Origin of the sequence: Fodinibius salsisoli (assembly GCF_026229185.1) — a bacterium.
Taxonomy (GTDB): Bacteria; Bacteroidota; Rhodothermia; order Balneolales; family Balneolaceae; genus Fodinibius; species Fodinibius salsisoli.
In genome coordinates this window covers 164,329-183,355 of the sequence record NZ_JAGGJA010000007.1, presented here as the reverse complement: position 1 = coordinate 183,355, position 19,027 = coordinate 164,329, and the positions used below count along the sequence as shown (strand labels likewise).

The 19,027-nt window shown below is 44.6% G+C and carries 14 protein-coding genes; 9 read left to right on the top strand and 5 right to left on the bottom strand.

Annotation, left to right across the window (positions count from 1 at the left end; genetic code table 11):
• Nucleotides 1-61 precede the first annotated feature (61 nt).
• Both J6I44_RS11905 and J6I44_RS11900 read right to left on the bottom strand, forming a co-directional pair.
• Complete coding sequence (locus J6I44_RS11905) at nucleotides 62-505, bottom strand: hypothetical protein (RefSeq protein ID WP_265766359.1); 444 nt, start codon at nucleotides 503-505, stop codon at nucleotides 62-64.
• A 141-nt stretch (nucleotides 506-646) separates the two neighbouring features.
• The gene (locus J6I44_RS11900; RefSeq protein WP_265766358.1) at nucleotides 647-991 is read right to left on the bottom strand and encodes a tRNA-binding protein; all 345 of its coding nucleotides are present in this window, start codon (nucleotides 989-991) and stop codon (nucleotides 647-649) included.
• Between the two features lie 283 nt (nucleotides 992-1,274).
• On the opposite strand from J6I44_RS11900, the gene J6I44_RS11895 reads away from it, so the two are divergent.
• The 6 genes from J6I44_RS11895 to J6I44_RS11870 all read left to right on the top strand — a co-directional run bounded on the left by J6I44_RS11895 (nucleotide 1,275) and on the right by J6I44_RS11870 (nucleotide 10,835).
• On the top strand, nucleotides 1,275-1,859 hold the full coding sequence (locus tag J6I44_RS11895; protein ID WP_265766357.1) for an RNA polymerase sigma-70 factor: 585 nt from the start codon (nucleotides 1,275-1,277) through the stop codon (nucleotides 1,857-1,859).
• Nucleotides 1,856-2,782 carry a FecR family protein gene (locus J6I44_RS11890; protein WP_265766356.1) on the top strand — a complete coding sequence of 309 codons (927 nt, stop codon included), beginning with the start codon at nucleotides 1,856-1,858 and terminating at the stop codon, nucleotides 2,780-2,782. Before J6I44_RS11895 ends, J6I44_RS11890 begins: the two co-directional genes overlap by 4 nt.
• Nucleotides 2,783-2,886: 104 nt before the next feature.
• Nucleotides 2,887-5,622 carry a TonB-dependent receptor gene (locus J6I44_RS11885; RefSeq protein WP_265766355.1) on the top strand — a complete coding sequence of 912 codons (2,736 nt, stop codon included), beginning with the start codon at nucleotides 2,887-2,889 and terminating at the stop codon, nucleotides 5,620-5,622.
• 273 nt (nucleotides 5,623-5,895) lie between these two features.
• A complete protein-coding gene (locus J6I44_RS11880; protein WP_265766354.1) occupies nucleotides 5,896-7,374 on the top strand; it encodes a hypothetical protein in 1,479 nt (492 codons plus the stop codon).
• 103 nt (nucleotides 7,375-7,477) lie between these two features.
• The gene (gene gltX / locus J6I44_RS11875) at nucleotides 7,478-8,965 is read left to right on the top strand and encodes a glutamate--tRNA ligase (protein WP_265766353.1); all 1,488 of its coding nucleotides are present in this window, start codon (nucleotides 7,478-7,480) and stop codon (nucleotides 8,963-8,965) included.
• A 145-nt stretch (nucleotides 8,966-9,110) separates the two neighbouring features.
• Nucleotides 9,111-10,835: a Na+/H+ antiporter NhaC family protein gene (locus tag J6I44_RS11870; protein ID WP_265766352.1), complete on the top strand. Its 1,725-nt coding sequence runs from the start codon at nucleotides 9,111-9,113 to the stop codon at nucleotides 10,833-10,835.
• A 303-nt stretch (nucleotides 10,836-11,138) separates the two neighbouring features.
• Here the strand turns inward: J6I44_RS11870 and J6I44_RS11865 are convergent, their stop codons facing one another.
• Entirely contained in the window at nucleotides 11,139-11,915 is a 777-nt protein-coding gene (locus J6I44_RS11865; RefSeq protein WP_265766351.1) for an NRDE family protein, read from the bottom strand.
• A 132-nt stretch (nucleotides 11,916-12,047) separates the two neighbouring features.
• On the opposite strand from J6I44_RS11865, the gene J6I44_RS20885 reads away from it, so the two are divergent.
• The 3 genes from J6I44_RS20885 to J6I44_RS11850 all read left to right on the top strand — a co-directional run bounded on the left by J6I44_RS20885 (nucleotide 12,048) and on the right by J6I44_RS11850 (nucleotide 16,000).
• Complete coding sequence (locus J6I44_RS20885; RefSeq protein ID WP_265766350.1) at nucleotides 12,048-14,684, top strand: PP2C family protein-serine/threonine phosphatase; 2,637 nt, start codon at nucleotides 12,048-12,050, stop codon at nucleotides 14,682-14,684.
• A gap of 68 nt (nucleotides 14,685-14,752) precedes the next feature.
• Nucleotides 14,753-15,151, top strand: a complete 399-nt coding sequence (locus J6I44_RS11855; protein WP_265766349.1) for a thioredoxin family protein — start codon at nucleotides 14,753-14,755, stop codon at nucleotides 15,149-15,151.
• Nucleotides 15,152-15,328: 177 nt separating this feature from the next.
• Entirely contained in the window at nucleotides 15,329-16,000 is a 672-nt protein-coding gene (locus J6I44_RS11850) for a metal-dependent transcriptional regulator (RefSeq protein ID WP_265766348.1), read from the top strand.
• A gap of 41 nt (nucleotides 16,001-16,041) precedes the next feature.
• On the opposite strand, the gene J6I44_RS11845 is transcribed toward J6I44_RS11850, so the two are convergent.
• Together J6I44_RS11845 and J6I44_RS11840 are read right to left on the bottom strand one after the other, a co-directional pair.
• Entirely contained in the window at nucleotides 16,042-16,545 is a 504-nt protein-coding gene (locus J6I44_RS11845) for a thioredoxin family protein (RefSeq protein WP_265766347.1), read from the bottom strand.
• A gap of 14 nt (nucleotides 16,546-16,559) precedes the next feature.
• The gene (locus J6I44_RS11840) at nucleotides 16,560-18,803 is read right to left on the bottom strand and encodes a TonB-dependent receptor (RefSeq protein WP_265766346.1); all 2,244 of its coding nucleotides are present in this window, start codon (nucleotides 18,801-18,803) and stop codon (nucleotides 16,560-16,562) included.
• Between the last annotated feature and the right edge of the window lie 224 nt (nucleotides 18,804-19,027).

The following is a 19,027-nucleotide window of genomic DNA, read 5'->3' as shown; positions in this document are numbered from 1 at the left end:
ATAGGGGGGGATGCCGAAGGGTACACTCGCTTATAGAATATTATCCAACACCAAAGGTGTGTTAGCTATTTTGATCCTGGCTGTTATGGTTTAAAAGCTTATTTAATTCACGTAATAAATCTTTACCTAAATTTTCTTTGTGCGAACCAGGTACTAAACCAGACTGAGTTTCTTCTTTGATAACAACCTTGGTTATATTGTCAGAAATTTTGGTAATGTTTAGGTCTGCCCCAAGCCCACCTTCAGAGTTATTATTGCCGGCAACATCATACCGTGTCTTAAAATAGTGGTAATGGTAGTTGTTTTGATCAATTTGTTTCGATTTCAGTATCTTCATACCTGCATTGGCTAATGCTTCTTGTGATGCGTTAATCACTTCTTCAAAGCTATTTGAGTAGGTATGAGGAATATTTGGATCAACTGCGGATTGCGTGGTAGCACATGCAGATACTAAAAGGCTAAGAAAAAAAGCTACTACAAGTCTTGAGGATAGTCGATAATCCATGATGTTAAGTAAATAAAAAATTAAGATGAACAGAACATGTTATATTAGCTTGTATTTTATTAAATCATTACAAGTGTTTCAAGTGTTAAAATGGCAAGCTACAGATTATTATCACTAAATGAACCCCTGATGCTTTGGAAATTAGTTTAGTTTAAGACCATTAGAAACTTCTTGGTCAGGAATAGCAAGTACAACTTTTTCTTGCTCATTATAAAAACCGGTTACCAAACACTCCGAAATAAAAGGGCCAATTTGCTTTGGTGGAAAATTAACAACGCCAATGACTTGTTTACCAATGAGGTCCTCTTTGGAATACAAGTCGGTAATTTGGGCACTGCTTTTTTTAAGACCTATTTCTTCACCAAAGTCTACCGTTAACTTGTAAGCTGGTTTATGGGCTTCAGGGAAGGAGTAGGCTTCAGTAATGGTGCCTACACGTAGTTCAATCTGTTCGAATTGTCTCCAGCTAATGGTTTTATCGTTCATAGAGGATTTTTTTTGAGGGGATTAAGATTACCGTGGGTTGGAAAGATTATTAATCGATTCCGTTTCGTATTTCCATCAAAAAATAAAGCTTATTTATGATTTGTAAATGGAGAAGAGCAATAATTGTGAGGACATATATCATACCATAGCAAAGATTGTCTTCTGGATGATTTAGCCTTCCAGTTATCTAATACTATGGCTAATTCTGATACAACATCATAAAAAATAAGTTTTACAATAGTTATACTGTCTATCCAAGGTGTATAAGTAGTAGAACAAACACATGGCCAAGTTGTCTGATAAGCAAATACGTATTTGGGGTAAAAGGATTTCCAACTCCGACCGGAAGGCATTGAATAGCCTATTCCGGTCGCTATACCCCGGGCTTATCAATTTTGCAGCAAAGTATAACAGCAACCGAGCTATTATTCGTGATATTGTGCAAGAGTCGTTTGTAGCCTTGTGGGAAAACCGGTCTCGCATTGATCCTAATGGATCTGTGAAAGCTTATTTGTACAAAACGGTCAGGAATAAATCATTGAATTATATCCGTGACCATTCAAAGGAGACTGTCGGCCTGGAAGACTATGAGCCTTTAGTCACTGATAGCAGTTTCAATATAGGCAGTTCGGATAAAAAAGAACAAAAACTTTCAGATTTAATGCGAAAGTGGATTGAAGAATTGCCAGGCCGCCAGCGTGAAGCATTCAGGCTTAGCCGTTTTGAAGGACTGGACCATGATGAGATTGCCGGGGTGATGGAAGTATCGCCCAATACGGTAAACAATCATATCGTAGCAGCACTAAAATTTTTGAGAGAGCGATATGATATATATAAGAAGCAGGAAACAAAAGATCGAACATTATGAAAAACGATACCTCTGACAAATACCAAAAGAATGGACACAAAGATTTCTTTGGCCAGTTTTCGGGAAAAGAAAAAGATGACCTTAAGGAAATGTGGGAGCTGAGCAGCCAGGCAGAAACCTCTACTATTGAGGTCAGTGACCAAGAAATTGAGCAGGATTTGGCAGCTATACAGGAACGCCTTACAAAATCGAAAGCCCCAGATATAAAATGGAGGTGGTTTGCGGCAGCAGCCGTACTAATGTTGGTGTTGGCGGCAGGGTTACTTTTTGTTCCTCAGACTGTAACAGCTCCCCGGGGAGAAATAGTGCAAACAACGTTGCCGGATGGATCTGTAGTTGAACTTAATAGCGGTAGCCAACTGCAATATAATCGTCTTTTTGCATTTGCCAACCGGGATGTCAGCCTCGAGGGAGAAGCCTTTTTCTCTGTAGAGTCGGGCGATCATCCTTTCATTATCGAAGCCAATGGATCAGCTGTAAAGGTGACTGGAACCCAGTTTAATGTTCGTTCCTGGGATGAGGATCCAGATCAAAAGACAGAGGTAGCGGTGACTGAGGGTGAGGTTCAATTTTATCCAGTAAATACACCGAAGCGTTTTGTTACCATACAAAAGGGAGAGTTGAGCAGCTGGATAGGCTCACTGGAGGAGCTTACTACCCCGAAACCAGTAGAAGTCGAGAAAAGAATCGGATGGCGAGAGCATAAGCTCTTGTTTCATGAGGAGTCACTACGGACAATCTTTGCAGAGCTTGAGCGAAGGTTCAACATAACGATTGAATTGAAAGCACAACAATTAGCTGATGAAACGTTAACAGCCTTTTATAATAATCCCAAAGAGGCGGCCTCTGTCCTAAAGGATATTTGTCGTGTTAAAGGATTGAGATATGCGAAAACAGTAGATGGGTACCGAGTCTATAAGTAAAGAATGCTGTACCGGGAGGTTATTTTAAAAGTTGAATTTTCATATCAATGGTTAAGGTCAAGTTAACATCTAATAGCTTCTACAAAGGAATTGGCTTTCTGCTGATGATGCTTTGTTGGATTCCGTCTTTAGCTCAGGATCAGCAAACAGAACAGTTCTCCTTTGATTTTCGCGGCCAGTCGTTGTCCTCTGTTTTGCAAACTATTGCAGATAAAACAGCAACCGATATGGTTTATGATCCGGGTATTATCGAGGGAGTGAGCGTCTATACCCGTATCGAGGATGAGAATGTACCAGAAATTTTGCGGGGAGTGTTGCAAGCCACTTCGCTCGATTTTATAACCCTTTCATCGGGAACGGTTGTCATTGTTAAAAAGGTTACTGATGATCCTTCCTATGGATCTTATTCCGGTAAAATTGTTGACCTTTCAACAGGAGAACCCCTCCCCGGAGCTTCGGTCAGGGTGACTAATGCTCCCGGCGGTACGAGTACCGGGCGTGGGGGGCGATTCGCACTCGATAACCTGATATCGGGATCTTATAACATCGTTTTTAGCTATGTAGGGTATGAGCCGGTATATAAGACCATCGATATTACACCCAATGAAAATCTGCGGGAACAAGTGGAGCTAAAGCCCGAGCCTGTGGACTTTATGCCCATCGTCGTTACCGGGCATATTCCTCAAGTTCCAATGAGTAGTGAGGGTGCGTCTATAGGACACCGAAAATGGCGGGCCGGCAGTAGAATACCAGATGCCCTTCGGTCACTGAGCCTCTTTTCTGGCGTACAGCACGGCCTGTCAATGGCGGATGTACATTTGCAGGGAGGGCAGCAGGGGGAACATCGTATCCAACTTGATGGTGTTCCTGTCTATAACCCTTTTAGTTTTGGAAAAATGTTCAGTGCCTTTAGTCCCTATGCTATTAATAAAGTTCAGATCCACAAGGCAGGGTATGATGTATCTGAAGGCAGCCAAATTGCCGGGTTGATTAACCTAGATCATGAACTTAGCAGTATGGATGATCATCAGTTTTTAATACAGGCAGATCCTTTGAGCGTAAATATTCGGGCAGAAATCCAGGTATTAAATAAAAAGGATTCAGACCCGGCGCTTTCAATAATGGCTGCTGCACGATCCAACTACTGGGGTGTGTATCAGGAGCCCACCTTGAAGGGAACCCTGCAGCAGTGGAATGAGCTCGATCCCCTGACAACAAACCAGCTGGTAGATATTGAGCAGGATGCTTCTCGTTATGAGCCCTATAAGCATAAGTCAAAGGTGCGTTTTTACGACTTACACCTGGCATCAGCCTATGATATTGATGATTATCAGACATTCTCGGCTTCGTTTTATTTGGGTGAAAATAATGTAACCACTGGTCTGTTAAGGCAAGCGCCCCCTTCCGATGATGCCCCAAGATATCTGAAAGCAGGCGATGCCTATTACTGGAACAATTTCATGGGACAGATTTCCTACAATCATTTGATCTCATCACGAATAGATTTAGAAACCCAAGTCAGCTTTACCTCGAATCGATTTCAGCACAACTATTCGCTGAATGGAAGTAACGATGCTATTGTACCTGGATTTAATAATTTGTCATCAGAAAGCTTAGCCGATGCTCCTGCTTTCGGAGAATACCCAGTTGACTATAACCTGCTTCCCAATCAACGGAACAGTAACCGGATTCAGCATTTAATTGCCCGTACCGATGCAACCTATAGTTTTAGTCCACAGTTTGATTTAGAAGTAGGGTTGCAAGCCGACCATATTCGGTCCCGGATCAATTTTACCGATCTGTTTTATTTACCCACCCTTGCTGATCAGGAGTCGGTTCTTTTAGGCAACTATATAAAAGGCAACTGGAAAAGGGGCAAATACTGGAAGCTTAGCTTAGGTAACAGGCTTACCTATGCAAGTGCTTTTGGCCGGATTTATGCTGAACCCCGCGGCAGTATTCAATTTGATCAGCCGGATGCTGGTATTGGCTACTGGTCGGTTCGTTTTTCAGGAGGACTTTACCACCAGTTTGTCAATCAGTTTGAAGTGACGAACCCGGGGCCAACATCGCTGGTTCCATCCTTCAGCATCTGGTCTCATGAGGGATTATCAAAAGCTCCTAAAGCCTGGCATATTGGAGGTTCATTTAATTTTCAACCCGCTGATGAGACAACGATCAAGCTTGAGGGCTTTTACAAATGGCAGCCAACGACCTATACGGTGTCGTACCAGAACCTGCTGAGAGAAGAAGACATCAATCGATCGACGCTCAATGCTTTTGCCGAAACTACAGAGATGGAAAATATCGGAGCGGCTATCCGATTTCACCAAGCGGTAAGTAATGCCAGGCTTAAATTTATGTTAGGATATGACTTTAACTACAACCGTATTAACCTGGATACCCAGTTTGGGCGGGCACTACCAGCTTCATGGAATGAGCCCCATCGATTGCAGGTACGAAGCTTGTGGCGATTTTTATCGGATTGGACAGCCGTTGCCAAATGGCAGACCGTTTGGGGACGAGCCTGGGGCTTTCGGCAGACTTATTACAATTATCTGTTTTTTGAAGGAGGCGGCAGGTTTGGGGATTTTGTTTTCACTCATCCGGAAGACGATCGGTTGGCCCCTTTCCACCAACTTGATTTGTCGCTCAGTTATCAGCCCTCTTTCGATCTTGTGGATATGGAACTGCGCCTGGACCTGATCAACGTGCTTGACCGACGCAATACTATCGACTGGAGTTTGCGACCGAAGGAAGAATCCAATAATGAGTACAAAATACAGAAGAGAACCATGCCGGGCTTTCATCCCTCACTCAGTATTCAGATGAAGTTCTGACCTATCCGCTTAAATATTTTGTTCCCAAAAATAATCTGAATTAATAATAGTTATCCCTTCCAGTTTATGTGTAATAAAAGCGGGGATGTGGCCATACATCCCTCTATTGACTTAAAGAATCCCCCAGAGAGACGCAGGGTCGGGAATGGGCTTACCCCCATATCCCGACTTTTTTATTTAAAAGGAGATCAAGGGATAGTTATAGGCGGCCATCAGTGTGTATTAATAAGTACGACCGAACCTTAATAATCTGGAACTGGTGGAATGCATCTATTGAAAAAAGTTATTCTGTTAATAGTCGTCTTTGCAAGCTTTGGGCTATTCCGACCTACACATTCAGTGGCACAGCTTATCAATTTAAAAACAGCCCCGGTAGCTACGGGAGATCAATTTTTGGTACAGCCACCGGTTAATACCGGCATGGGAGGTGTATCAATTGCTCTGGATGATACGCTGGCGGATGCGCTCGCCAATCCTGCGAAAACCGGCAGGCTCAATACTGCACAGATTTTTATGAACCCCACCTTTTATCGTATTACAGATGGAAACGGCGGGGCTAAAACCCTGTCGGTGGGTGGGTTGACCGCCGGTGATTACTGGTTCGGTGGCCTGGGAATAGCTATCCAGGATATGGATCGGGCCTCGCCGGGAACTAACTTGCTGAAAGATGAATCATCCAATAACAACTACTTGTGGGTTCAAGGCGGACGCCGGCTAGGTACACAGACCTCGTTAGGCGGACGTTTCTTCTGGGCCGGACTGGATGCCATGGGTGGAGTCGATCTTTTGTATCCACGGAGTCAGCGCATTGAGCAAGATGGCCATATGCTGGATGTTCGGCTGGGGATCGATGGTAAATTAAATAATGGCGGCCACTATGAAGTGTTAACCCTGTTTGCCCGCACGGATATGACCCATACTGTGAGCTATGGAAGTCCCTGTATGGCATGTCAGCCAACATTTGCCGAAAATAGTTTGACGGTTGTCCCAGAATCAGAAAATTCTCGAAAAAATAAAGATAAAACCAATACCTGGGGATTGCATTTGGGATATGACCGTCCGTTTAACGAGAGTACCTGGCGTTGGGGCAGTATTCTTACCCTCAACTATAAAACGCATCCCAAAATACCCAATTATGAGCTGATGAATATCCCGCGAGACCCGGGAAATACTTGGGCTTTTAACATCGGACTGGGGACATCCACAACCGCGGATGACGGCGTAACGTTCGGGGCGGATGTGATCTTTGAGCCAGTATGGAGCAATACTTGGGTTGAAGCTCAAAATGATATTATGAATACTGACGAAACCAAAGTTTTGGTGGAGAAGGGCGAGAAGACGATTGAAAACGATTTTGCATTTTTGAATTCAGTTGTAAAAACGGGAGTCGGCTGGAGAGGGAGACATGCGCTTTTGGAAGCAGGGATTAGTGCCAAGACCTTTCGGTATGAGCTCAAACAAAATGACTACGTAGAGGATACCTTTCGCAAGCAACGGGAGCACTGGACGGAATGGAATTTTAGCCTCTCGGCTGGTGCACTCTTTGAAAGCGTAGAGATAACCTACACCGCTTTGATAACAGCGGGAACCGGGCAGCCCGGCACCGTTTCTGGCAGCAACGTAGCAGAGGCAGGGTTTAGTAATATGTCGGCTGGTGCCGGAGATTTCATTTTTGCCCCGGATGGTGACCTGGCGCTTAATAATGCCAATGTAGTTACACACCAGGTTAGTGTTACCCTTCCCATCAGGTAATGGTAAAAGGCCTTAGAATTGCTGGCTAATAATTAGCCTTAATGCTACAGAAGCTTTATTTTTAGCGTTTACAGATCAAAATCAAACTAACTAAACGCTATTTATGAAAGGTTCTGTACGTGTACGTTTTGCGCCGTCGCCCACAGGTATGCTACATATCGGTGGATTGCGCACGGCTTTATATAATTATTTATTTGCCAAGGGTCATGAGGATGGAGTGTTTGTGTTACGCATCGAAGACACCGATCAGACCCGCTATGTAGAAGGGGCCGAGCAAGATATTATAGAGTCGTTAAAATGGACCGGAATGGAAATTGATGAAGGTCCGGAGAACCCCGGTGAAGTAGGTCCGTATCGCCAAAGTGAACGAAAGGAGATGTATGCACAGTATGCCGAGCAGCTGGTAGAGCAGGGGCAGGCTTACTACGCCTTCGATACGCCCGAAGAGCTGGATCAGATGCGCGAGCGGTTGAAGAAATCCGGGAATCCCGCACCTAAGTACGATGCCATCACACGCATGTCGATGAAGAATAGCCTTACCCTTCCGCAGGAAGAGGTGGAGCGTAAACTGGAAGAAGGTGAAGAGTATGTTATTCGCTTGAAGGTGCCCCGCCGTGAAACCATCCGATTTGAAGACGAAGTGCGTGGTTTTGTATCCTTTGAAAGCAAAGGCCTGGATGACCAAGTACTGTTGAAGTCTGATGGCATGCCGACCTATCATTTGGCAAACGTAGTGGATGACCACCTGATGGAAATTACCCACGTTATTCGAGGCGAGGAATGGCTGAGCAGTGCGCCCAAACACATCCTGATGTACGAATATTTTGGATGGGAACCGCCCAAAATGGCGCACTTGCCGCTTATCATGTCGCCCAGCGGTGGAAAGCTCTCTAAGCGAAAAGCCGAGAGCGAAGGTATCCCGATCAATACCAAAGATTACATCGAGCAAAAGTTTGAACCCGAAGCGCTCGTAAACTTCCTGGCGTACCTGGGATGGAGTCCCGGTGACGATACGGAACTGCATACCATGGATGAACTTATTGACCTGTTTTCGCTGGATCGTGTAAGCAAAGGCGGGGCCGTATTTGATTATAAAAAGTTGACCTGGTACAATGAGCACTATTTACGGGAAAAACCGGTTGATGAGCTGTATCCGCGGGTTAAAGTGATTGCTGAGGAGCATGGTATTGAGCCCGATGAAGAATATATGAAGCAGATCATCCCGCTGATGAAAGATCGGGTTAGTAAAATTGAAGATTTTGTGACCATCGGTCGCTTCTTCTTTGAAGATCCGGAAGGATATGAGGATCGGGCGCTTAAAAAATGGAAAGACAACAGTGCTGAGCTGCTTAGTGCATATGTGGAAGAGGTGGAGAAATTGGATGAAGATGAGTTCAAGGCTAAAATTCTGAAGGATAAAATTAAAGAGGTCATCAACGCTCATGACGTTGGTTTTGGCCCTTTGATGATGCCTCTGCGGGTAGCCGTATCAGGCATGGGGTATGGGCCCGATCTTACGCCTACGCTTGAGCTGTTAGGCAAAGAAACAACCATCCACCGCATTAATACAGCCATCGAAAAATTAGGGTAACTTTAAACCATCAATATTTAAACCCTGAGGGTTTCTCAAACCCTCAGGGTTTTTTACTATAAATTTTTTTCTGGCAAATAAGTACAGAGATTGTATTTTCATAAATCGATTATGGATCAGCTTAAGATTAATTAAGGCCGATTAAATGAAGCAGAAAGTATTTTATTGGATTGCCGGCATATGCTCCATTTTTATATTGATTAACGTAGCCCATGGTTTTTCAGGGCCATCATTTGTGCAAGAGGTAGGAGAAACGGGGGTAACGGGGTCCTGGCTCAGTATTTTGCCCCCGCTTGTTGCAATTGCTATTGCGCTTATCTTTCGGCAAGTATTGTTTGCATTGTTTTTGGGTATATGGTGTGGCGCTTTTTTAGCTGGAGATCTTTCGTTTGGGGGGCTTTTCACCAGTTTTTTTGCCGCGCTTAGTGACTACATTGTTCCTGCTACGGCGGATGTTAGCCATATGAGCATTATCGTTTTTACGCTTTTAATCGGGGGGATGGTCGGTATCATTACCGACAATGGTGGAACGCGCGGAGTTATCCAGCGAATTACAAAGTTTGTGCGTACGAAAGTACACGGACAGCTGATGACTTCGCTCATGGGCTTCATCGTCTTTTTTGATGATTATGCCAATACGATGGTTGTGGGCAATACCATGCGTCCACTTACCGACAAATTGAGAATTTCGCGTGCTAAGCTTGCCTACCTGGTAGATGCTACCGCTGCCCCCGTTGCTACTATTGCTTTGGTGAGTACGTGGATAGGTGCCATGGTTGGCTTTATCGCTGATGCAGAATCAAAGATGCCCAATTTCAATGAATCGGCTTATGGGGTATTTATAAACTCACTGCCTTATAATTTTTATGCTTTTTTCACCATTTGCTTTGTACTGTTGATTGCCTGGTCGGGCCGTGATTTCGCCACCATGTTAACAGCGCGTATAAATCTCTATAAAGCCAAGCACCAACCCGAACTTGATCGTTATAACCTCTGGAAGGATAAGATTAAGGATGATGAAGAAAATAAGAAGGTCTCTCACTGGAGTAATGCCGCTTTACCAATCCTGACGCTCATTTTTGGAACAGTCGGTGGTTTGTTTATCACCGGCGAGGGCAGCTCTGTACAAGCTATTATTGAAACAGCCGACTCATACAAAGCCTTGCTCTGGGGATCACTCATTTCTATCGTAGTAGCTATTGTTATGACGCTTGCAAAGAAGCTATTGAAGATCGAAGAAATGATCGAGGGTATGATGGAGGGCATGCATACCATGTTCGATGGTCTGCTGATCCTGGTCATGGCATGGGCACTGAGCGCCCTTACCGTAGAGCTGGGAACGGCCGACTACTTGATGTCAGTCTTTGGCGAGACGCTAAACCCCTATTGGTTGCCGGCCATTGTCTTGGTGCTTTCGGCCTTGACCTCCTTTGCAACGGGTTCCAGCTGGGGAACTATGGGTATCCTGATGCCCCTTGTTGTTCCGTTGGCCTGGGAAATTGGAAATAACAGCGGTTTGCCGTTTGAAGTGACACATGAAATTATTTATGCCAGTGTCAGTGCTGTATTAGGCGGGTCGGTGTGGGGCGATCACTGTTCTCCCATTTCGGATACAACTATTCTCAGTTCTATTGCTACCCAATGTGATCATGTGGAGCACGTCAATACCCAGTTGCCCTATGCTATGATTGTAGGAGTAATTAGTATCTTAGGAATGGTCAGTATGTTGGTGATTAGCATTCCCTGGTGGATTATTTATCCAGCTGGTATAGCCCTTATTGTGGGTATTATTTATCAGTTTGGCCGTATTCCGGATCCTGAAGAATATACGCCTGAAGGCAAAGAAGCTGCCGTTACAACCCTGGATTAAGTAACACAATCATACAATTGCTTTGAGTTGTGGTGGCACGAGCGGACGCTCGCCCCAGTTTTTAAATGGAAGTAAGGTATATGTGGCGTTGTATTTCTTCCAAATACAGCTAAGATAAAAAAAGTAGAAATTGGCATGATTGAGCTCCTCGAACCAGTAAAGAGGGGAAATTAAATAGAATATGCATCGTGAAATTCACTCGCGGAACAACAACTCAGTATGTACTATTCAACATGAGTGTAAAGCTATTTTAGCATAGCTAAACTAAAAACCATCCTGGCGCAAGCGTCCGCTTGTGCCATATTAGTTACTCTCCCTAAGAGAGAACTCGAAACTGTTTTTCTCGGCAATCTCCAGGGTACCTGCTTTAAAACGGCGTTCCGAAAAGGACACCTTGTTATCTTGATCGATCAGTAGAACCGTTGAACAGCGGGTGCCATACTCATCTGTTTTGATAAAGACAGGAGAAATTTTCTTTTCAACTTCTTTCGGGATGCCCGTGTCCGGCAGCTGATCCTCGGGCGCTTCCGTATCATCCGATAACAGTTTGAAAAGGGATTCTTCAGATATCTTATCCTGTTCTATGAGCATTTCCAACTGTTCTTTAGATTGTTTGGTCTTAGGCCAGGGGGTATCCAAAAGGTGGTTGCTTAGACCATACAGGCCCGGACCCAAGTTCCGAATGTTTTGCTGTTGGTTGGAGTAGTAACCCATTTTATGGGGGGTGCCCACCAGCAGGTTAAAGCCCATGTAGCGGTCTGTTTCTGGAGCTTTATTTTGCAGGTAGGTGATGGGATCCGTATTGTCAGTCAAGTAATTGAGAACAAGCTGTCCACGACTGGGAGGATTGGTCTTTGAAATCTGGGGGTCGCGATAATTCGTGATCGCAGCAAAATGGCCGGATTGGTTGATGCCCATCCATGTACCACCGGCCTTTAGATCTTTGCCGGCTAATATATTCGGATGCTCGGGCCAAAAGTCGGCGCCGCGGGTGGGGCGGTTGTAGGCTTCATCCCGGTTTGCTACTAAAATCAATTTATAGTCGGGATGCTGTTGATACGCAAACGTTATCAGACACATGGATATAGTCAGATTAAGATACTTTAAATTTACAGCTAAGAACAAAGTATGATAGATATTAATTCTCAAAACATTTTCACATATTCTACGTGAAAGAATGAAACAGTAGATTTAACATGATTGCAGGTGTTTGTGAATTATTCTATAAGAGAATATAGCTTTTTTGCTGTGGGGCTGATTGCAGCCGTGTGGTTTTTTGTGGGATATGCCTCGCAAGATCCCCGTAGTTCCATTGATCTCTCTATCGAAAAAGACTCGTTACGTCAGGAGGCCGAGCGCACCCTCGAACTGCTGGGATATTCAGCCAACGATTATGATTCGGAAATAAAGTTTGAGGGTAATCGAAAACTGCTGGATAGTTTGCAATATAAGGTAGGGCGTTCCCAACTGGTAGCACAGATGAGAGGCACCCCGGTTGCCAATATCAATCCTTTTTTCTGGGAAGTGCAATTTAATCCGGTTGGTGACGCTGTAAACCGCCAGGTTGAGGATGAAGAGACAGATGAAGAGCAAGAGCCCGATGAAGAAGGCATTCGTCTTCGCTTTAACACGGATGGAAGTCCGATAGAATTGGTGAATGATGGAGCTATTTTGCCAACCAAAACGATAAACAGGTCGGTCTTGGCATCTATCTTTAAAGAAAACCGGGAGCAAGCACAGAAGAGACTGTCAGAAGCTACCGATTCGACGCTCATCCCTAAATTTATTTTTGCTAACCAGCCGAACGAACCCCATTCGTTCATGGATTCACTACATTCGTTAAGCCGGCTGGATACGCTTTTTAGCCGCGGACGGCCTATCCTTTTATTTAGGGAAGATATATTTAATATGGCATCTCACTACCTCGATCAAACCGGATGGGATACCCAAACACTGCATAGAGATACGGTACGACTGGGCCGCATGAATAGTTCGGCTACAGCCACGGCCCGTTACCGCTGGATGGAGCCCCAGCTCAACCAAGAGTTAACAGTTGATGTTCGACTCACCTCCACCGGGGGGCTGTTGAGTCTCACCTCCGTTTATAACGCCAATAACAGTGGGGAGAATCTTCTTCAAGAAATATGGCCGGTACTGCGTGGAGTCGTTATCTTCCTTTTTGGCATTGCAGCCATCATCATGTTCTTTTTCAGGATTCGGGCACGAGCCATAGATACACCACCAGCGCTGATTATAGCCGTGCTTGGTGGCGTAATGGTATCCATCCAAATGTTGTTGCCGGCTATTTCTCAAATCAGTTTTTTGGGAAATTCCGGCAACTGGACGATAGCCGTTTTTATACTCATTGGCATCGGTATTGCCGGAGCTGTTTCTTCATTGGGATTTTTTGTACTAACAGCTATAGGAGATTCTATTACCCGGCAGCACTGGGAGGATAAACTTAACCTGTACGACTACCTACGGCAGGGCATGCTCTTTAATAAACCGATTGGTTTTATGCTCATGCGGTCGGTGGGACTTGCCTTCATTTTAGCAGGCTTGTGGACGGTTCTGTTATGGATCTTTCCCAATTTTTATTTGGATATGGAGTATGTGTTTCTGCATGAACGGGCTGCCTGGCCACCCTTAAATTTTATACTCCGTATCGGTTGGATAACATTAAGCCTGGGGTTAGGAATATTTTTAGTATTAGGGGGCCAAGTCTATGCCATAACGGGAAGCAAAGTAATAACAGCAGCCTTTATGGTGCTGGCTTGTGCTATTGTGATGCCCGTGCTGGGCAGTTACGGCCCTTTGCTTCAGGAGATAGCTATTGCTACAGTCATGGGGTTAGCCTTGGTCTTGATCTATTTGCAGTGGGATATCCTAACGCTGTTATTAAGCCACTTTCTTTTCCTTGGCTTATTAAGCACAGCCTCAGGCTGGATTGTTCCCGATTCGATGGATGGCTACATCTTTATTCTATTTACAATACTGGTGGGCGTCCTCTTCTTCACAGGCTTATGGTCAGTGATGCGTGGTAAAGAAGAAAAGGTTCTTTCTCGCTTTGTTCCCGATTATGTGGATGAACTGGCCCAGGAAGAACGTATCAAACAAGAGCTTCGCATCGCCCGCAACGTGCAGGAATCTTTTTTGCCGGTTCGTACCCCGGAGTTTGAACATCTTGAATTAGCAGGAATATGCAAACCCGCTTATGAAACGGGCGGCGATTACTATGATTTTATACAACTGGATGACCACCGCTTGGCGGTAGCTATCGGTGATGTCAGTGGTAAGGGCATACAAGCTGCCTTTTATATGACGTTCGTTAAAGGAGTATTGCACAGCTTATGCCGGGAGATAGAGTCACCCGTAGAGCTATTAAAGAAGGCCAATCGACTATTTTGTGACAATGCGCCGCGAGGTATTTTTATATCGCTGGCCTATGGTATTGTCGACTTAAAAAAGAAAGAATTCCGATTTGCCCGGGCTGGTCATAATCCAATACTGCGGCTTGATACCCACAAAGAAACGATCGAAGAATTGCAACCCGGCGGTATTGGTATTGGCCTCACAACCGGCCGCTCTTTTGATGATAACATTGAAGAAATGAAAGTTGAACTAACAAAAAATGACGCTTTGATACTTTATACCGATGGTATTGTTGAAGCGCTGAACGAGAACCAAACCTTTTATGGCACATATCGGCTGAATAACTTGTTGGCTAAACATGGAGATTCATCGGCTGAAGATTTACTCCAGGTACTTTCGGATGACCTCAATACTTATATTGGATCTGCCAAACAACATGATGACATGACGGTAGTTATAATGAAAATGAAATCATAAGATTACCTCGGGTTAGCCGTTTAATTGAAAATGGTTCAAAAAAATGTCAAGATCTCTGCTATACTATTTTGAAATACAAAATTAGTATCCTTGCTTTTATAGTGGTTTTGATACCCTCTTTGGCAGGAGCCCAAACAATAAGCTGGCTTTCTTTGCAGGAGGCACAAGCTCAGGCCGCCGACAGTGATAAAAAGGTTATGATTTTTGCTGAAGCTGAGTGGTGTGGTTATTGCAAAAAGATGCACAACCAGGTTTTTCCGAAGCAATCAGTGGCAGGCAGCTTGGCAAAGTATTTTTATCCGGTGTGGCTAAATATTGAATCCGACAGGAAAATCCATTTATTGGCCAACCGATTACGGAGCAGTCACTGGCTCGTCGTTTTCGGGCGTGCAGCCGAACACCTACTACTATCTTTCTGGATTCGGAAGGAGCCGTTATCGGAACCCAGCCCGGCTTTATGGCAGTAAGAATTTTTGACAAGTTATTAGCCTATGTTGGCAGCGATTTATATAATACAATTGCCTTCCAGAAGTACCTGAAAAACCATGGAGTCGAAATATGATAATTCACTATTTTTTACTGTAATCGACTATGGATATTAATATATTTGCACAGATGTAACATTAGCGATTAGTTGTAATATCATGATTTTAAGCCAGTCGATTGAGGATTACTTAAAGGCCATATTTACGTTACAATCAGAGGGTGAGCGTGCATCCACCACAAAGATTGCGGAATCGCTGGAGGTTTCTTCTGCTTCAGCTACAAATATGATTAAACGATTGTCAGAGATGGGGCTGGTCGATTATCAATCGTACAAAGGATCAAAACTTACCAAATCCGGCAAAAAGATTGCGCTGGAAATCATTCGGCATCATCGCCTGCTGGAGCTCTACTTATTAGAAGTAATGGGTTATTCTTGGGATGAAGTGCACGATGAGGCAGAAAAGCTGGAGCACCATATTTCAGAACAGTTTGAAGATAAAATCGCAACTCTGCTTGATGATCCTACTCACGACCCCCATGGGGATCCTATCCCTTCAAAAGAGGGTATTATGCCGCGGATGGATGCGCAACCTTTGATCGAAGCTGAACCTAATCAGGAGTATATCTTGAGTCGTGTCAAAGATCAGGACCCTGAGCTGCTTCGCTACCTTGAAAAGATAGGGATGCTTCCGGGTATAAAAATAGAATTAAAAGAGAAAGCCCCTTTCAAGGGCCCATTGACGCTTCTTGTAGAAAATGAGGAGCAGGCTATTGGCCATGATGTAGCCAAAAATATTTTTGTAGCAAAAATTAAGGGACACGGCACCTAACCATGTCCCTTATGGCTTTACGATCGTAACCTACCGTAAGATTACAATTTTTGTTGGGCTGTTTTGAATTGCTCAAAAGATTGATGCCGGTAAGCATTACTGGCAATATATTGTAAAAGCGGTTTAAGCGTATCCGGCTCTATAAATCCACCGATATGGGTTAGATACGCTCCCTTTGGACTCAGTAGAACTACAGCAGGGACTTCCTGAACATTAAAATGCTGGGCCAAGCGAATAGAGGTCAATCGATTGCCTTGGTATCGGTGCATAGTGCTGTTATCATCTCTGTTAAGCCGGGTAAGAATAAACTGGTCCGACAGGATTCCATCCAACGCTGGATAGACTTCCTTTTTCATCTTCCTGCACCAGCCACACCAGGGAGCCGACACGTCTACGAGCACGTGCCGGCTGGTAGTGTCCGCCATGGCAAGCGCCTTGTCAAAAGAGTGCCAGGCAAGATTCTGGCTATAGGCCGGAGATACAGATAGCATTGTCAGTAGGAGCCCGAAGAGGGAAATGAGCAGTATGTTTTTTTGTTTCTGCATTTACTGGTAAAAGCTTATCGTAAGTTTATTCGTGCCCCGAGGGAAAAAGTACGGCCTACGAGAGGGCCCCAGGTATAAATGGTATCAAACTGTGGGCCGAATGGAGCACTGGCATCGACCAATGGGCTGCCTTGAGTATAATCGAACAGGTTTTCGACCGAGAGATATGCTTCAAATCCAATGCCGTTGGCACTGTTCACGTTTGTAAACTCTTTACTTAATTTAATATCGTGGGTGCTGTAGGCAGGGGTCCACCGGTCACGGCCAAAATCTTCAACGTAACTGTCAGGCATCCGTTTTGACCCTACAAGGTTGCCGGTATATCCAATAGATACATCAAGGGGATTGAAGTTATAGGTTAATCCAACATTCCCGGTGTAGTCCGGTGCATAGGTTAGAGCCTGTCGCTGGCCACCTTCATCGGTGAAAACATCCATAAGCGTAAAGTTGGCATTATAGCTCAGCGGGAAGACCGTAAAATTTTGATCCACACCAACCGAAAAGCCACGAGTAACGGAAAAACCATCCAGATTTTCATAGACAATCAGATCGGGATCCTGGTCATAATCCGGGATAATTTTATTGGAAAAGTGGGTATAAAAGCCATCAAGGCTTAGGGTCATCGGATTGGCTCCAAAGGGAATAATTTGTTCAATACTGGCGGTAACACTGCGTGAGCGTTCCGGATCGAGGTCTTCAGTGAAAACGACCTCGCGTGATCCGGTCAGAGCGGCATGATCTTCGGTAAACACATTGACGACCCTAAAGCCAGTGCCGCCGCTTGCACGCAGGGTCATTAGTTCCGTTGGGCTGTATTTTGCCGAAAGTCGGGGAGCCGTTACAAAGCCGTGCTCTTCATGATGGTCAACCCGCAATCCACCGAGCAGGGTAACTTCTCCTAAAGAAAGTTCGCCCTGTGCAAAGAGGCCGGGAATGAATCGCCGGTTTGTCCCGTCAGAAGTGGCAGGGGTATTATCATTATAGGTTTGGTAGCGAAGGGTTGCCCCGGTTAGCAGTTGAAAGGATTCCGAAACGGGCTGATCCCAGGTGGATTGACCGTAGATAATCCCTTGGCGGGCATCATAATGCTCGGTTCCGTAGTAGCTATCCTGATCGTGATAGGTAAAGGCGCCACTAAAACGTAGTCGCTCATCAAGCCCCGCCGGACGATAATCCGTCATTAATTCGGCGCGTCGTGTATAAATGGATTCGCCATAAATTTGATCCGATCCCCGCATGTCATCCGTAAAGGCTTTGACGCCACCCGTTCGATTTTCATCATAGAATTTAGCGGCAATATTCATGCGCTGCTCTCCATTTTTCCCCTCAAGGGTTCCTTTTCCAAACAAAGAAATGCGGGAGTTTTTAGCTACATCATTGAACTGATCATTATTATGGTCAAAATAATTCTCCATGCGCAGCGTATTGCCGCTAATGAATCCCTTAAAGCGGCCAATCTTCGGAGATGCAGCGATATCGATATTGCCTTCTTCAGTACTTTTCCCATATACATCCGCCGAAAATGTGGGCGTCGTCGCTGGATTTTTGGTGATAATGTTTACCACTCCGCCCAGTGCCTGGGTGCCGTATAGCGTAGATTGAGGACCTTTAATAACCTCCACTTGGTCAATGATCGAGGGGCTGATGCCGTTGAGGCCATATACCGATGCCAAGGCTCCCATAATCGGCATGCCATCAATTAAAACAGCGGTATTAGGCCCTTCCACACCGTTAATCCGGATGGCATTGGTGCCACAAACACCACAATTCAGCTGGGTCGTTAGTCCATTAACAGAACCCACCAGATCCATAAAGTTAGAGCTGGTTTTACCTTGGGTCAGTTTTTCTGTATTCACCACTTCCACCTTTACAGGCGAGTCTTTGACATAGGTTTTGCGCATGGTGCCGGTCACAACCATCTCGTTCATCTGGGAAGTAGCTTTCTTCAGCGTTATATCTACCGGTGTAGTTTGACCGGCATTGATGGAAATATTAGTTGTAAACTCTTTGTAGCCTATAAACGTAGCCCGAAGAGTGTATGAGCCTTCCGGAATGTTATTAATTTTATAAAAACCTTCAGCATTCGTTGAGGCCCCTTTCTGGATATCAGGCAGCGAAATATTTACTCCTGGCAAGGGCTTTCCATCATGGGTTACCGAACCATTAACCGTTCCGGTTTGGGCTTGTGTAAAGTTGATCGCCAAGAATATGAATCCAAAAAAATGCAAGAATAGTGAAAAAGCGTTTATATTTTTCATAGGTAAGTTAATTGTTAGTCAAGGCTAAGTTTAATTTAAGGCATATATGTTTTTTAGACAAGACTAAATTTAATGTTTATTGGGTATAATTAGTTGTCACCTGGCGTTTGGATACCCCTTGGTTCAAATAATCACATTATGATGTGATTGATAGCTCCACGCCGTTAGCTTAGATTTTTGACAAGTTGAGGTTGGAATCTAAATGGTCATCCCGAGGCGATCGC

What these genes read in the sequence shown, in the direction of transcription:
- J6I44_RS11845 (WP_265766347.1), bottom strand. Translation starts at nt 16,545, where the DNA reads ATGCAGAAACAAAAAAACATACTGCTCATTTCCCTCTTCGGGCTCCTA.
- gltX (WP_265766353.1), top strand. Translation starts at nt 7,478, where the DNA reads ATGAAAGGTTCTGTACGTGTACGTTTTGCGCCGTCGCCCACAGGTATG.
- J6I44_RS11865 (WP_265766351.1), bottom strand. Translation starts at nt 11,915, where the DNA reads ATGTGTCTGATAACGTTTGCGTATCAACAGCATCCCGACTATAAATTG.
- J6I44_RS11840 (WP_265766346.1), bottom strand. Translation starts at nt 18,803, where the DNA reads ATGAAAAATATAAACGCTTTTTCACTATTCTTGCATTTTTTTGGATTC.
- J6I44_RS11870 (WP_265766352.1), top strand. Translation starts at nt 9,111, where the DNA reads ATGAAGCAGAAAGTATTTTATTGGATTGCCGGCATATGCTCCATTTTT.
- J6I44_RS11890 (WP_265766356.1), top strand. Translation starts at nt 1,856, where the DNA reads ATGAAAAACGATACCTCTGACAAATACCAAAAGAATGGACACAAAGAT.
- J6I44_RS11895 (WP_265766357.1), top strand. Translation starts at nt 1,275, where the DNA reads ATGGCCAAGTTGTCTGATAAGCAAATACGTATTTGGGGTAAAAGGATT.
- J6I44_RS11850 (WP_265766348.1), top strand. Translation starts at nt 15,329, where the DNA reads ATGATTTTAAGCCAGTCGATTGAGGATTACTTAAAGGCCATATTTACG.
- J6I44_RS11885 (WP_265766355.1), top strand. Translation starts at nt 2,887, where the DNA reads ATGATGCTTTGTTGGATTCCGTCTTTAGCTCAGGATCAGCAAACAGAA.
- J6I44_RS11900 (WP_265766358.1), bottom strand. Translation starts at nt 991, where the DNA reads ATGAACGATAAAACCATTAGCTGGAGACAATTCGAACAGATTGAACTA.
- J6I44_RS11905 (WP_265766359.1), bottom strand. Translation starts at nt 505, where the DNA reads ATGGATTATCGACTATCCTCAAGACTTGTAGTAGCTTTTTTTCTTAGC.